Annotated in this window: 16 protein-coding genes; 12 read left to right on the top strand and 4 right to left on the bottom strand. The window is 44.8% G+C overall.

Going from position 1 to position 15,210, the window contains the following annotated elements; all coding sequences use genetic code 11:
* Positions 1-369: 369 nt before the first annotated feature.
* Entirely contained in the window at positions 370-1,023 is a 654-nt protein-coding gene (msrA, locus tag ACQY73_RS21175; protein ID WP_428654652.1) for a peptide-methionine (S)-S-oxide reductase MsrA, read from the bottom strand.
* A 196-nt stretch (positions 1,024-1,219) separates the two neighbouring features.
* Between msrA and thiL the strand changes: the two genes are divergently transcribed.
* The 4 genes from thiL (at position 1,220) to ACQY73_RS21155 (ending at position 4,800) form a co-directional block, all read left to right on the top strand.
* A complete protein-coding gene (thiL, locus tag ACQY73_RS21170; protein ID WP_428654650.1) occupies positions 1,220-2,260 on the top strand; it encodes a thiamine-phosphate kinase in 1,041 nt (346 codons plus the stop codon).
* 57 nt (positions 2,261-2,317) lie between these two features.
* Positions 2,318-2,731, top strand: a complete 414-nt coding sequence (locus ACQY73_RS21165; protein ID WP_428654649.1) for a cytochrome B — start codon at positions 2,318-2,320, stop codon at positions 2,729-2,731.
* A 144-nt stretch (positions 2,732-2,875) separates the two neighbouring features.
* Complete coding sequence (locus tag ACQY73_RS21160) at positions 2,876-3,622, top strand: hypothetical protein (protein ID WP_428654647.1); 747 nt, start codon at positions 2,876-2,878, stop codon at positions 3,620-3,622.
* A gap of 14 nt (positions 3,623-3,636) precedes the next feature.
* Positions 3,637-4,800, top strand: a complete 1,164-nt coding sequence (locus tag ACQY73_RS21155; protein WP_428654645.1) for a M20/M25/M40 family metallo-hydrolase — start codon at positions 3,637-3,639, stop codon at positions 4,798-4,800.
* Here ACQY73_RS21155 and ACQY73_RS21150 read toward each other — a convergent pair.
* Together ACQY73_RS21150 and pnuC are read right to left on the bottom strand one after the other, a co-directional pair.
* A complete protein-coding gene (locus tag ACQY73_RS21150) occupies positions 4,797-5,768 on the bottom strand; it encodes an AAA family ATPase (protein WP_428654643.1) in 972 nt (323 codons plus the stop codon). The two genes, ACQY73_RS21155 and ACQY73_RS21150, sit on opposite strands and share 4 nt — an antisense overlap.
* Entirely contained in the window at positions 5,765-6,424 is a 660-nt protein-coding gene (pnuC, locus tag ACQY73_RS21145; RefSeq protein WP_428654641.1) for a nicotinamide riboside transporter PnuC, read from the bottom strand. The genes ACQY73_RS21150 and pnuC overlap by 4 nt, the downstream gene beginning before the upstream one ends.
* Positions 6,425-6,564: 140 nt before the next feature.
* Here pnuC and glgB point away from each other — a divergent pair, with 140 nt between their 5' ends.
* The 6 genes from glgB (at position 6,565) to ACQY73_RS21115 (ending at position 12,025) form a co-directional block, all read left to right on the top strand.
* Positions 6,565-8,592, top strand: coding sequence for a 1,4-alpha-glucan branching protein GlgB (glgB, locus tag ACQY73_RS21140; protein WP_428654639.1), 2,028 nt, complete (start codon positions 6,565-6,567; stop codon positions 8,590-8,592).
* Between the two features lie 184 nt (positions 8,593-8,776).
* Positions 8,777-9,016 (top strand): acyl carrier protein, encoded by a 240-nt coding sequence (locus tag ACQY73_RS21135; RefSeq protein ID WP_428654637.1) that lies wholly within the window; start codon positions 8,777-8,779, stop codon positions 9,014-9,016.
* A 133-nt stretch (positions 9,017-9,149) separates the two neighbouring features.
* On the top strand, positions 9,150-10,433 hold the full coding sequence (locus ACQY73_RS21130) for a PQQ-dependent sugar dehydrogenase (RefSeq protein ID WP_428654635.1): 1,284 nt from the start codon (positions 9,150-9,152) through the stop codon (positions 10,431-10,433).
* A 57-nt stretch (positions 10,434-10,490) separates the two neighbouring features.
* Positions 10,491-10,916: a c-type cytochrome gene (locus ACQY73_RS21125; protein WP_428654633.1), complete on the top strand. Its 426-nt coding sequence runs from the start codon at positions 10,491-10,493 to the stop codon at positions 10,914-10,916.
* A 4-nt stretch (positions 10,917-10,920) separates the two neighbouring features.
* Entirely contained in the window at positions 10,921-11,367 is a 447-nt protein-coding gene (locus tag ACQY73_RS21120; RefSeq protein ID WP_428654632.1) for a nucleoside deaminase, read from the top strand.
* A gap of 58 nt (positions 11,368-11,425) precedes the next feature.
* Entirely contained in the window at positions 11,426-12,025 is a 600-nt protein-coding gene (locus ACQY73_RS21115; protein ID WP_428654630.1) for a superoxide dismutase, read from the top strand.
* A 59-nt stretch (positions 12,026-12,084) separates the two neighbouring features.
* Here ACQY73_RS21115 and ACQY73_RS21110 read toward each other — a convergent pair whose 3' ends face one another.
* On the bottom strand, positions 12,085-12,783 hold the full coding sequence (locus tag ACQY73_RS21110) for a hypothetical protein (protein ID WP_428654628.1): 699 nt from the start codon (positions 12,781-12,783) through the stop codon (positions 12,085-12,087).
* Positions 12,784-13,096: 313 nt separating this feature from the next.
* Here ACQY73_RS21110 and clpX point away from each other — a divergent pair, with 313 nt between their 5' ends.
* Positions 13,097-14,335: an ATP-dependent Clp protease ATP-binding subunit ClpX gene (gene clpX, locus ACQY73_RS21105; protein ID WP_428654625.1), complete on the top strand. Its 1,239-nt coding sequence runs from the start codon at positions 13,097-13,099 to the stop codon at positions 14,333-14,335.
* A 91-nt stretch (positions 14,336-14,426) separates the two neighbouring features.
* Positions 14,427-15,143 carry an alpha/beta fold hydrolase gene (locus ACQY73_RS21100; protein ID WP_428654623.1) on the top strand — a complete coding sequence of 239 codons (717 nt, stop codon included), beginning with the start codon at positions 14,427-14,429 and terminating at the stop codon, positions 15,141-15,143.
* The last annotated feature ends 67 nt before the right edge of the window (positions 15,144-15,210 follow it).

Genomic DNA, 15,210 nt, shown 5'->3' with positions numbered 1-15,210 from the left:
ATAAACAAAGATAATTTATTGCCAAAATCATTTTACCAATAAAATAGCTCATCCAATAAGCTCATTATTCAGGCGAAATACTTCATCGGTTAACTACTTCAAATAGCATCGCATATATTGGAATTTGGAGTTAATACTGTACAACTTAAAGTATAGAAGTACATGTTCAAAATTAGTTTAAATTATTGGCGGATTGTTTGACCCCATCCGGGGTCACATGTTTGTAGAAATCGGGCTATTATCTACAAACATATGACCCCGGATGGGGTCAAACAAAATAATGCTATTTTACAAAATCCGGTTTTAAGCAGCGACATATAAAAAAAGCCCTGAAACAGGGCTTTTTTGAATCAACAAGAGAAATTGCTATTAATGCGCTTTCAATTTCTCCTTAAATACCTTTTTAAATTTATCCACTTTAGGCGCTACCACAAACGCGCAGTAGCCTTGGTTGGGGTTATTGGCAAAAAAGTTTTGGTGATATTCTTCGGCGCGGTAAAACTTCTCGGCTTTGGTAACTTCCGTTACGATCGGCTTGCTGAAAGCACCCGAAGCGTTCAGTTCTTTAATGGTTTTTTCGGCCAATGCTTTTTGCTCGGCATCGTGATAGAAAATCACGGAGCGGTATTGCGGACCTACGTCATTGCCCTGACGGTCTTTGGTAGTTGGGTCGTGAACCCGGAAGAATACTTCCAATAATTCGAGATACGTGACTTTTTTTGGATCATATTTGATCTCAACGCATTCGGCATGGCCGGTCGCTTTTCCGCAGACTTGTTCATACGTTGGATTTTCTACGAATCCGCCCTCATAACCCGATACTACGGACTCTACTCCTTCCATTTCCTGATATACTGCTTCGGTACACCAAAAACAGCCGGTACCAAACGTGGCCGTAGCCAGCCCCGTGAGGGTTTTTGCTTTTTCTTCCATTTGTTCAATCTTTTTTGCTGACTGTCCACACGAGGTAAGTGATGACAAAGTCAACGTGCCGAAAATGAGTTTTTTGATGATTGTCTTCATACTGTTTGTAACAAAAAATGTTGCTATAAAATTCTCTTTGCGGGCTTCAATCGTCCTAAAACCGTTTCCAAACGATTCTATTGATATATACGGGAAAAGCCATTCTTTTGACGAACTTTGCACCGAAAAGTTTTGTAATCCAAATTTTCAACTATTACTTTACACCAAATGTCGGGTATCCGACATCTTCCTCAAAATGACTCGAACTGAACTTGCAACATTGGGTGAATTTGGACTGATCGAACGTATAAATCAGCAATTTACGCCTGTTCTTCCCCAAACAATAAAAGGCATTGGCGACGATGCCGCCGTCATTGATACCGCCACAGAAGAGTACTTACTCGTTTCGACCGATATGCTTGTGGAAGGCGTACATTTTGACCTTAGTTACGTACCACTCAAACATTTAGGTTATAAAGCCATCGCAGTCAATGTCTCTGATATTGCGGCGATGAACGGCATTCCCCGTCAGCTGACGGTGAGCATTGGTTTGAGTAATCGTTTTTCCGTTGAAGCCATCGACGAACTTTATGCAGGTATTCAGGCAGCTTGCGAAGCTTACAAAGTAGACTTAGTTGGCGGCGACACCACTTCTTCGCGTTCAGGTCTATTGATCTCAGTAACAGCCGTGGGGGTTGTTGACAAACAAAAAATCTCGTACCGCAACGGCGCCAAACCCAATGACATCATCTGCATCACGGGCGATCTGGGCGCGGCTTACATGGGCCTGCAACTATTGGAAAGAGAAAAACGGGAGTTTTTAGAAAACCCGGATATGCAACCCCAATTGGAAGACAAATCGTATTTGGTAGGTCGTCAACTAAAACCCGAAGCGCGCACCGACATTATTTATGAGCTGTTGGAGGCGGGCGTAGTACCTACATCCATGATCGACATTTCGGACGGGCTGGCTTCTGAGATTTTGCATTTATGCAACCAATCAGGCACAGGAGCGCAGGTTTTCGAAGAAAATGTACCCATTGCAGACGATACGTTCCTGAGTGCCGAAGAGTTTAAGATCAGCCCGTTGACCATTGCCCTTAACGGCGGCGAAGATTACGAATTGTTGTTTACGATTCAACAGACCGATTACGAGAAGATCAAAAATTCTCCACACATCAGCTTTGTCGGTTTTATGACCAACGACCCTTCCAATGTGGAACTTGTAACAAAAGGGGGCAGTCGTTTTCCGATCAAAGCCCAAGGTTGGCAGCATTTGGGGAATGCACAATCCTAAAATTCATTATCCAACCTCTTCCTGTTTTTATTCATTCATATACCAAAACAATTAACTATGGAAATTCTTGTACGTGCCCACTCCGGTCTTCGATACGTAGTTCTTGCGCTGTTGGTCGCCGCGATCTATATCGCCTTTACCAAGCGCAACCAACCCAACGCCCCTTATTCCAAAGTATACTTATTCGCCATGATTTCCACGCATACCCAATTGTTGATCGGGCTTATTCTTTATGCCTTGGCTTGGGGCGTAAAAGTGCGTTTTGATATGATGAGCGATAGGTTCTACCGTTTTTACACCGTTGAACACGTTGTCGGAATGATCATTGCCATTGCACTCATTACCATTGGTCATGCACAGGCTAAGAAACTCAATCACGGCAAAGTGTTCACCTTTTATTTGGTGGCACTATTGCTCATTTTGATCTCTATCCCGTGGCCTTTTCGTAGCCTTGGAGCAAATTGGTTCTAAGGATTTGGCTTTCTGTAAGGGCTGCTTTTCAGCAGCCCTTTTTTCATTTTGGGGTATTCTTTAAATAATACTATGTTTTTTGCGAACTGAATTTCTAAATTCCGTATATTAGCCACACTTTCAGGTCATTAACGCTACCTACCCATGAAACACTGCTACGCGATAGTTGGATTGGTATGTTTGTCTGCATTGTCGGGGTTTGGTCAAAGTAAACTATTCCGCGGCAATTGGTACGTCGGAACAGACATCGGAATCTTCAGTAATTCAACCCGCATGATAGCGGGCGAGCTCACCAAATATAACCCCGGCGGGTCAGGCGTCATGCCAATGTACGGAATAAAAATAGGCAGGGTGGTAAACCCCTTTATGTCTGTCGAAACGGGTATTTATTCTCTACCGCTCAACCTCGTTTATCTTTATCAAACCAACCGTGCCATCGGCACCAATCCCCTGCATTTCATGTCGTTTCCGCTGCGGGCCAATTGGCGTGTACGGGTATTTTATGACAAACTCGAAGCCCATTTAGGAGGCGGATTACAATACGTTTGGGCAAACGGCGAGATTACTCAAAAAACATTTAACGGTGTTATTACAACGCGTGGTCATACATGGACCGATTCCCTCAGTTATTCAGGCACCGTAGGCGTGCTTCGACAACATTCCATCAATGCAGAGTTGGCGGCCAGTTTTAACTGGGCTGTCTCGCGGCGATTTACCGTGAGTCTTTATGCGCGTCAGGTAATGGGCTTAACGAGTATTGCCAACGTAAAGGTGTCCATTCGAAACAATCAGGAGCCGATAGAAAAGGCAGAATTTGTGACTCGTGGTGCAGGTTTTAACGCAGGTATCGGACTACGATACAATATCTCCCCCAAGTGGCGCATCAAATAGCAGTATTTTAATCCATGCCAACCGACCCCCATCTTTTATTAGAACAACTGACTGCTTTCCCTCACCGAGGAACCGCAAGCAAGTCCAACGCAAAAGCTGCTGATATTATCTCAAAAGAGCTGAAAGAAGCAGGTTTTGCCGTCGATTTTCAGACCTTTCGCACTCCACCGACCTATCTTCCCATTGTGTATTGGCTCATTGGGGGGCTTATTTTCGGCCTTATGACTATTCAATGGCTTGGGTGGGCTTCGGTTATTTTGGTCGCTTTTTTTGCTATTAACGGGCTGCTTTATTTTGATTGGCGCCCTTCCGTCTTTCTTTTTCTGCCGCCTTTGGTTCAAGCCAAAAATATCATTGGGCGTCATGCCCGGCCAAATGCAAAACGTAAACTCATTCTGATGGCACATTACGACTCGGCTCCGGTGTCGTCATTGTACAGTCGTCAGTCCAAAGATGGGTTTCGTAATTCCATTCGCGCTTCTATGGTTTTGATGGCGTTGGCGGTACCTATTGTAGGTTTGAGTTACCATTTACCCCAAAATATTTACCTGCTGGTGATTCGAATATTGCTTTCTGTCTATTTTATCGGGCAGGCAGTTTTGGGAACGGCCGGTTTTTGGCAGAAAGGCTACACCAACGGCGCGAGCGACAATGCTACGGGCGTAGTAGCAGCCCTGAAAACGGCAGAGTACCTTAAAACCCGCCTTAAAAATACAGAAATAGAAATCGTACTGACCAACGCCGAAGAAGTGGGAATGGTGGGCGCTTATCATTATTGGAAGTCAGTTAAACATCAATTGAAAGGAAAGAACGACGCTTTCTATCTCATCAATTTTGACACATTGGGCAGTGGTCAATTGAAGGTCATTACCCAAACGGGCAGCATGACGTTGATCGAATATGATAATGCAATAACAAAAACGGCGCTTAACATCATTCAAAATGACCGTCACTTCAGCGAGGTCAATACGGGAAGTTGGCACACGGCCGATTTTGACAGCGCTTGGTTTGTACGCGACGGCATTCCCTGCGTCACGCTCTCGGCATTGGATGAAAACGGGCTTATGCCCCACATTCACCGTCCCGAAGATACCCTTGACCACGTAGACACGCAACCAATGCTCTTAGCCATTGATCTGGCGGAAGCCATTGCCGTATCAATGGACAAAAAAGGTTAGGGATTTTCGAGCAGTTTTTCCACTTGTTTTCGCGCACCGGCAAAACGTTCTTCCCACGTTCCTTCAATCAAGACGTACGGAAGCCGGCGTTTTTGCAATTCATCTTTAAAAACAGCGAACATTTCAGCGCGTCGATGGCCCATGTCCCGCAAAGAATCAGCCACCCAAGGTGTATCAATGTTTAAGAGCAAATACAGATCGTAGGACACTTCCCGTTCCAATTTTTTCAACGCGTCAGTCACATAGCCAAAGTAGTGTCGGCTGTAGATTTGAGTTGTGATCAGATCCGTATCGCAGAAAAGTACTTTATTGGCGGTTTGCAATCGTTGTTTGACCAACGCTGTCTGTAATCTCCCGATCTCAATAATGGTTTCTACCCCAAAATCATTGGATGTCAGCACATCGCGAGCGGTTTCGTGTGCGAAGGTTGTTTGAAAATGGTCGGCAAGTTGTTGCGTCAGCGTAGTTTTCCCCGTGCTTTCGGGGCCATATACGCAGATTTTCTTCGTGAAATAGGGCTTTATCACCTCAGGAATAAAGTCCCAATGCAAATAAGGATTCGCTCGAATAGCCGTGGCCGAAATTGGAACCTGAACGCGGTTCAAGTCAAAAAACAGTACGGGGCAATTCAGATGCTGAGACAAAGGCACGCCATATTCCTCCGAACAAAAAACGCCTTCTATGTCAGGAAACGTCTGATGGATAAACGTCGCCCACAATTTGGTGGCTTCAATCAGCGGCAATTCTTCATCCGGAAAATCATCCAAGGCCTGAAAAAGCTGAATTCGTGGATCGTGATCAAAAAGTTGGTGCAGCCATTGAAACCGAATGTCGGAAGGAATGGGGTCAGTAGGCGTATAACTCATCGAAACGATCACTTTCTCACATTGCGACAATGCAAAGTCAATCAACGCCTTATGTCCTTTGTGAAAAGGCATGAATTTTCCGAAGATCAGCCCTTTTTTCATTTTCCAAGGTAGCTGCGGTACTCTTTGGTCCAATGATAAGCACCAAAGGCCGCAATGAAGCAAAACAGAAAATACAATAACGAGTACAGTTTCACTTCTTTCAAATAATACATATACGTAGCGATGGCATCTACCACCAACCACACATACCACGCTTCGATCTTTTTACGGATCAGCATAAACGTAGCCACAATGCTCATAACGGTGGTGAACGAATCCATATAGGGAAAGGCACTGGGTTTGCTGAACAGCACCGGAAAAAATTCGTGTAAATTTTGGGCAAAACTCCCCATCGCAAACGTAAAAACAAGCCCACCCGCGCCAAGCGTCAGCCATTGTTGCAGGGTCAGTTTACTGATCTTGAGTTCGTTTTTCAGGTTTGCTTCAATGGCTTTCGGGTATTTCCATTGCCACCAACCGATAAGGTTGGTGATGAAGAAGAAAACCTGTAAAAACATATCAGGATAAAGCTGTATCTGATAAAAAAGCACAAAAGCCAAGACCACGTTCAACAGCCCAACGATCCAACTCCACACATTTTCGCGCGCCGATAGCCAAACCGCCACGGCTCCCGTGACGGTAGCCCAAAACTCCAAGTGGCTCATTTTGTAGCCCCATGCTTCAAAAAGAATGGAGTTGATGTCGAAAAAATTCATAATCAAGCGGTTCTTGGTTTTGCGAAAGAGATTTCTGAAAAAAGAAAAAGATTTTTTTAGTGCATATAGTGCAATTTTGGCTCGAAAAAATCTATTTTGCACCGCACAACCTATAATGAATCATCTCCAATCCCAATATTATGGCAAAATCAGCAAAAACTAAAACAGAAGTCGTAGCCGAAACGCCCGTTCCGAAGAAAACCCGTAAAAAAGCCGAACCGGTGGAAGAAACTGTTGCCACAGAAGCTCCATTACAGGCTGTTGAAAACTATTCGCGCTTTTCAGAATTTGATATTTATTTATTTAAATCGGGCAAGCACTTTAAGTTATACGAAAAGCTGGGTTCTCACGTCGCGGAGCATAAAGGGGTTGTAGGTACTTATTTTGCTGTTTGGGCACCCAATGCACACTATGTATCCGTCATTGGGAATTTCAATGGTTGGGAACGCGGCAGTCACCCACTTAGCTCACGTTGGGATGGCTCAGGTATTTGGGAAGGGTTTGTGCCAAACATCGGTCGTGGTGAAGTTTATAAATACTTCATCAAATCCAACAATCACGGCATGGAATTGGAAAAAGCCGATCCATTTGCGCTTTGGTGTGAACTGGCACCCAAAACTGCCTCAATCGTGTGGGATACCTGGTATGAATGGCAGGACGAGGATTGGATGAAAAATCGCCGCAAGAGCAATTCATTAGCCTCTCCGATCTCGGTCTATGAAGTGCATTTGGCCTCATGGATGCGTGATCCGGCCGACCCCGAACGTTTTTTAAGTTACCGCGAAATTGCCGACAGCCTTGTACCGTATCTCAAAGAGATGGGTTTTACGCACGTGGAGTTCATGCCTATTATGGAGGCACCTTATCCGCCTTCATGGGGCTATCAGATCACGGGCTATTTCTCCTGCGCCTCGCGCATGGGGAATCCGCAGGATCTGATGTACCTCATTGAACAGCTTCATAACGAAGGTATCGGTGTGTACATGGATTGGGTTCCTTCCCATTTTCCCGGCGATGCCTACGGTTTATTCAACTTTGACGGTACACATTTATACGAACACGCCGACCCACGCAAAGGCTATCACCCCGACTGGAAAAGCTATATTTTCAATTATGGCCGCAATGAAGTTCGTTCGTTTTTGATCTCAAATGCGCTGTTTTGGTTAGATCGCTACCATGCCGATGGCCTTCGCGTAGATGCGGTAGCTTCGATGCTTTATCTGGATTATTCCCGTAAACACGGAGAATGGATTCCTAACGAATTGGGCGGACGTGAAAACCTTGAGGCCATTTCGTTGATGCGTGAAATGAACGAGGCCGTATACAAAGATTTCCCTGATGTTCAGACAATTGCCGAAGAATCGACTGCCTTTCCGGGCGTATCGCGTCCTACGTATTTAGGCGGACTTGGCTTCGGCATGAAGTGGATGATGGGCTGGATGAACGATACCTTGAAGTATTTCGAAAAAGATCCGATGTACCGTCGTTGGCATCAGGACCAGATCACATTTAGCTTGGTCTATGCCTTTACCGAAAACTTCATGTTGCCGCTTTCTCACGATGAAGTGGTGTACGGAAAAGGCTCCCTTGTAGGAAAAATGCCGGGCGATGAATGGCAACGTTTTGCGAATTTACGGTTGTTGTTTACGTACATGTACACTCATCCCGGTACTAAACTCGTTTTTATGGGTGGAGAATTCGCCCAGATCGGCGAATGGAATTTTAAACAATCGTTGGATTGGCACCTGCTCGACCGCGCTCCTCATCAGGGAATGAAAGAGTGTATGAAAGCACTCAATGCCACTTTACGCAATCAACCTGCCCTGTACGATTATAATTTTTCACCCGAAGGGTTTGAATGGATCGATTCACAGGACCGCGAAAATTGCATTGTTGCGTATATTCGTAAGGGCCTCAATCCCGATGACTCCATCGCAGTGGTTCTGAATTTTACACCTGTGCCGCAATATGGATATCGCATCGGTGTGCCGTCTGCCGGAAGATGGGAAGAAATCTTTAACAGTGATGCTTCTTCTTTTTATGGAAGCGGCGTAGGCAATACACAGGTTATAGAATCTCAACCCGAAAGATGGCAGAATCAGGCACAATCTGTGGTATTGACCTTGCCGCCATTGGCAGGGATCATCTTAAAGAAAAGTGCTAAGTAAAGCCGTTTTTATAGTTTCGTTCTGTTTTTTTTACAATATTCTCTTTTATATCTTATTGATTAAAAGAAACTTGTGTTAAGATTACTTAAATAGTTATTGGTTTCATCTTATTTCGTGAAATTTTTGTGGCTTTTTCGGCGTTAAGAAAAGGTAGATTAATACCTCAACATTAACATACAATGCCATGAAAGAACGTATTTTAACTATTTTAGACGACTTTGGCGTAGAACGCCACGCAGTCAGCGACAATGTTCATTTTGTAAAAGATCTGGGCTTCGACAGCTTAGACACCGTTGATCTGATGATGAAACTTGAACAGGAATTTGGCCTGCGAATTCCCGACGAAGATTATCACAAATTGACTACACTGAACAAGCTGATGCAATATTTGGAAGAAGAACAGAGCGTCGCTTATGCAGCATAAAGTCACTTCTCACAAACCCCTAAAAAGAGGATATAACTAACACAGTTGTATCCTCTTTTGTTATGTATTTTATAACTTTGAATGTCATATCTGTTTCCAAAATTCTACATGAACCGGTAACCCCGCTCAAACGATGAAAACCTTTATTCAACTCTTCTTTTGCATTGGCTTAAGCACGCTCGGCTATTGCACTGTATCCGATGACAAATCAACTTCCGGCAAGCAACCAACAGCCGACGCAGACAATGGCGGCATTACACTCCCTCAGGGATTTGGTGCGGTAACCGTTACGGAAGAATCCGGCAAAGCCCGGCACATTGTGGTCAATTCCAACGGCGATATTTTCATCAAACTCAGTGCGCTCAAAGACGGTAAAGGAATCTTGCTGCTCCGCGACAAAAACAACGATGGCAAAGTAGACGAAACGCAGGCGTTTGGTGACTATATCGGCACCGGTATTGCGATCTCAAACGGTTATTTATATGCTTCTTCCAATCAGGATGTGTATCGTTATAAACTCGTTAACGGAATTCCCGATGAAACCTCCAAACAAACCATTGTAAAGGGTTTGCCCGACAAAGGCCAACACGAATCTAAGTCCATTGCGTTGGATGATAAAGGAAATTTGTACGTCACCGTGGGTGCGCCTTCCAATGTTTGTCAGGAAAAAGATCGTCAGAAAGGCTCACCGGGCATGGACCCTTGTCCACTGCTGGAGCAACACGGCGGCGTTTGGCAATTTAAAGCCGACAAACTTAATCAAACCCAAGCCGATGGAACGCGCTATGCAACAGGCATTCGGAATATTGTAGGTTTGGATTGGAACAAACAAACGGGAGAGCTCTACGCCATGCAGCACGGCCGAGATATGTTTGCGGCCTATTTCCCTGAATTATACCCTCTTCCCAACGGCGACAACCTTCCTTCCGAAGAATTTTTATTGGTCAAAAAAGGGTCCGATTTTGGTTGGCCTTATTGCTATTATGACCACCTGCAAGCCAAAAAACTGATGAATCCTGAGTATGGCGGCGACGCAAAAACCATAGGCCGCTGTGAAGGAAAAGACCTGCCGTTGATGGGCTTTCCGGGCCACTGGGCACCCAATGGTTTATTGATCTACAATGGTAATCAGTTTCCGGAACGTTACAAAAACGGCGCTTTCATTGCTTTTCATGGTTCGTGGAATCGCGGTGCTAAAAACCAAGCGGGTTACTTAGTAGCGTTTGTGCCTTTGGGCAAAGACGGCAAGCCTTCGGGCAATTATGAAATATTTGCCAACGGTTTTGCAGGTACCGACACACCTTCACCGGGCGGTGCTAAATCACGCCCGATGGGTTTGGCCCAAGGCCCCGACGGTTCGCTTTATATTACCGATTCTCAAAAGGGAAAAGTATGGCGCGTAATGTATAAAAAATAGGCTGCTGCTTTCTAAGCAACTTATTAACCCACCAGTTCAATCTCTTATAATTTTCTGATGAAGTCTCTTTTTCTATTCACCTTTCTGATTTCTTTTACCGCATTTTCCCAAACCAAAAAAGCAGCACCGAAAGCATCTGCCGCTCCCGGTGCTGCGCAGTTGGCAAGGGGTAAACAGATTTATGAAAACAACTGTATGGTGTGCCATCAGGAAACCGGCGACGGCGTACCGGGGCTTAATCCTCCGTTGATCAAAACACCGTGGGTACTTGGCGAAAAACCGAAGCTTATCAACGTGATTTTGAAAGGGTTGCAGGAGCCGATAGAAATCAACGGCGAGCGTTACAATAACATCATGCCCGCCAACGATTTCCTCTCCGATCAGGAAATTTCTGACGTATTGACTTTTGTTCGTACCAATTTTGGAAATAACGCTTCCGCCATTTCGGCCGCAGAAGTAAAAGCGGTACGCGATAGGAAATAACGCCATGTACCCTCTTTTTTCTGATGAATACTACATGCAACTGGCGCTTTACGAAGCCCAAGCCGCTGCCGACTCAGGAGAAATTCCGGTGGGAGCGGTCATTGTGTGTCAACATCGTATTATTGCTAAAACCCGTAACCAAACCGAGCAATTGGGTGACGTAACAGCCCACGCCGAAATCCTTGCCATTACTGCCGCCGCCGATTATTTGGGCAGTAAATACCTCAAAGATTGTACGTTGTACGTGACGTTGGAACCCTGTGTAATGTGCGGGGGAGCCTTGTATTGGTCGCAGATCGGGCGTATTGTTTACGGTGCTTCGGACGAAAAGAGAGGCTACTCTTTATTATCCCAAAACATCCTCCATCCTAAAACGACCGTTAAAAAAGGTATATTGGAACCGGAAATTTCCCAACTTTTAAAGATTTTTTTTCTACGGCTGCGAACATAAAACGCGGGGACGGTGTTTTGCTGTCGAGTAACCAGTTAAAACTTAAATAATAACTCTCATGTCTTTTACATTAGATCCCCTGCCCTACGCTTCTGATGCGCTGGAGCCCCATTTCGACAAAACCACCATGGAAATCCACCATGACCGTCACCATAATACCTACGTGACGAACCTCAACAACGCCATTGCAGGCACTCCCAACGAAGGCAAAAGCCTGGAAGAATTGGTAGCAAGCGCAGGCGCTATTTCTCCGGCCGTTCGCAACAACGGTGGCGGACATTGGAATCACACATTCTTCTGGAACATTCTTTCGCCAAACGGTGGCGGTGAGCCGGTAGGTGAATTGGCCGCAGCCATTGATGCTAAGTTTGGTTCATTCACTGCCTTCAAAGACGAATTTAAGAAAGCAGCATTAGGTCGTTTTGGCTCAGGCTGGGCATGGCTTATCAAAACTGACGATGGCGTTGCCATTACTTCTACTCCCAATCAGGACAATCCATTGATGGACATTGCCGACGTAAAAGGCACACCGATCATTGGCCTTGACGTATGGGAACATGCCTATTACCTCAAATATCAAAACAAACGCCCTGACTACGTCGATGCATTCTGGAATGTGGTAGATTGGGAAAAAGCAGACGCTACTTTCAAAGGCTAGATCTATAGACTTTTTTTGAGGCTTGGGCTGCTGATAACCGGTAGCCCAAGCCTTATTTTTTATTCATCAAATCGGATCGAGATCTCAACTATCTTGGGATTAAGCTTCTGCATAGCGGGGTTGGACGACAGAAATGGACCTTCACCCATTACTTTTTCGGCAAACGGAGCCAGTTTTTCATCTTCTGAATTGTAGTCAAATCGAAGCGACATATTCGCTATACCGTTTTTATCTTCCAGTTTTCCTCCCTGCCAGTCGGTAGCAAAACCGCCATAGTCCCAGCCAAAACCGCCGATCTTAAAAGGTTTTCCATTTATTTTTTCCAGTTCTATAAGCGTCATTCCTATCTTGATTCCTCCTTCTACCAGCCATTGATTGGGTTTTCCTTCGGCGGGGCGTATCAGAACGTTATCAGGTTTGGCATAGTTGATTGTATCTTTCCACAAAATTTGGGCTTCTTCGGGCGTGCCTTTAAAAAGCGTCGTTCCCTTTTCATAAAATCCTTCTCCGATATAAACCGAATCACGGATCACATTTTCTGCGCCCAGTAGTTCTTTTAAAGAAGCCTCGCTGCTGTTTGCTTTTACGCTGCCTGCCTTAAGGCCGGGAATACAGTAAAAATTGTTGGGAGAACTTTCAATTTGTGAGGTGTCGGCCGCAGTTGCTGTGCTATCGGCAGAAGCAGCGGTTTGGTCGGAAGTGCCTTTGCAGGCGGCAATTGCAAGAATCAGGAAAAGTAAAAAGAGATTATTTTTCATTAAGGTTTAGGTTAAGAATTACAGCACCGGATTAAAATCAAAGTCACGGTTTTAAAATAACGTACAAATGCCTGAAACGACAAATCATTTCTTTTTTGTAACCTACTTATTTTACGTAAAATATGCTCTTACGACGCAAAAAAACAAGTGTAAATCCTCAAATTCACTCATTTCCAACGCATAATCAATAGCCCATTGCAACAACCCGCGCCGGGGGTGCGTATTCCGTTAGATAAACTAATTGGGGTTTGTTGTTGTTAAAACTTAACTTTGCAACATCAAATTTAAACATTAGGTCACTTTGACTCCTTTCATGGCAGCAATCAATTGTTCTTTTTGTGGCAGACGGAAAAATGAGGTCCAGCTACTGCTCTCGGGTATTGACGCCCACATCTGTAATTTTTGCATTGAGCAAGGCTACGGCGTAGTTCAAGAAGAATTGTATCCTAAAAAGAAAAAGGAAAAACCTTCCACTCCCAAGTTCAATCTCATCAAACCCCTCGAAATGAAGCGCTTTCTTGACCAATACGTGATCGGTCAGGACGAAGCTAAAAAGACGCTTTCGGTGGCGGTTTACAATCACTATAAACGTCTCATGCAGCCTAAATCAAACGATGAGGTCTACATTGAGAAAACCAATATCATCATGGTTGGTGAAACGGGGACGGGTAAAACTTACCTCGCACGCACCATTGCCAAAATGCTGCAAGTGCCTTTTTGCATTGCCGATGCTACCGTGGTGACCGAAGCCGGCTATGTCGGAGAAGACGTGGAAACAATCCTGACGCGACTGCTTCAGGCGGCAGATTACAACGCTGAAGCTGCCGAGCGCGGTATCGTGTTTATTGATGAAATTGATAAAATTGCGCGCAAGAGCGACAACCCATCCATCACGCGTGACGTGAGCGGGGAAGGTGTACAGCAGGCACTTTTGAAGTTGTTGGAAGGATCTGTCGTAAACGTTCCCCCGCAAGGCGGACGTAAACACCCCGACCAAAAACTTATTCCGATCAATACCGAAAACATCCTTTTTATTTGCGGTGGAGCTTTTGACGGCATTGACCGTCACATTGCCAAACGCATTAACTCACGCCCTATCGGCTTTACAAACGACCGTCGTTTGGGTGAGATATTTGATAAAGGCAACTTGTTGCGTTACGTTGCCGCGCAGGATCTGAAATCGTTTGGATTAATTCCCGAGCTAATCGGTCGTTTGCCGGCGTTGACCTATCTTAATCCATTAGACGGTGATGCATTGCGCCAAATTCTGACCGAACCTAAAAATGCTCTTGCCAAACAATACCAAAAATTGTTTACTATGGAAGGCATTAAGTTGACTTTTGACGATGATGTGCTTGAATACATTGTAGAACAGGCATTATCTTATAAATTGGGCGCACGCGGTTTGCGCTCCATTTGCGAAGCCATCATGACCGATGCAATGTTTGATCTGCCTTCTCTAAAGGACGTAACGGAGTTTACGCTCACGTTGGATTATGCCCGCGAGAAATTTGAACGTTCGTCATTATTTGTGCTGAAATCAGTCGCATAAAATATTCTTTTAGTATCTTTGGCAATAGCCTGCAGTATAAGACTGTCAGGCTATTGCCTTTTTTACGGGCTGCATAACCATTTCAACTAACATGAAAACACTCGTTCTGATCCACGGCCACGGCGTAGACGCCTCCATTTGGGAAGATGTAAAGCCTCATCTTGATGCATACCAAGTGCTCACTCCCGATATATCAACTGATACAAAATACAAAAGCATTGAAGACTATGCCGATGGTCTGTATGAGTGGCTGGAAGATGTAGGCGTTAAAAAATGTGTACTGATCGGTCATTCGATGGGCGGGTATCTTACCTTGGCATTTGCCGAAAAATACCCGGAACTTCTCCAAGGATTCGGCCTTTTCCATTCTACGGCTTATGCCGACGACGAAGCAAAAGCGGAACAGCGCAAAAAAACGTTGAAATTCATGGAAACCAACGGTGCAGCAGCCTTCATTAAGCAATCGGGGCCAACCATGTACAGCGAGGATTTTGCCAAAGAAAACCCTGCTATCATCAAAAGCCACATTGAGAAGTATTCTCAATTACCTACCGAAGCTGTCATTGCAGGCTTTAAAGCAATCATGAATCGCCCTGACCGCACCGCAGTCCTCCGAGCTGCCAATGTTCCTGTTTTGTTTATTTTTGGAAAAGAAGACAAGTTGATCTCGTTTGAGAAAAACATTGGCTTATCTGAAGTCCCTTCCAACTCTCATACCTTAATTTTAAAAGAAGCCGGCCACATGGGCATGGTCGAAGACCCTAAAGCTGCTGCTAATGCTATCAAAGAATTCATGGAAACGTTGTAAAAATTAGCCAAAAATCATTTTTTTTGATTTACTCTGCATTACAAAAAATCGGCGAAACAACTTTTAG

Source organism: Runella sp., assembly GCF_965279615.1.
Lineage (GTDB): Bacteria > Bacteroidota > Bacteroidia > Cytophagales > Spirosomataceae > Runella.
Note: the sequence above shows the minus strand (reverse complement) of the source record. Positions and strands in the feature narration are given on the sequence as shown.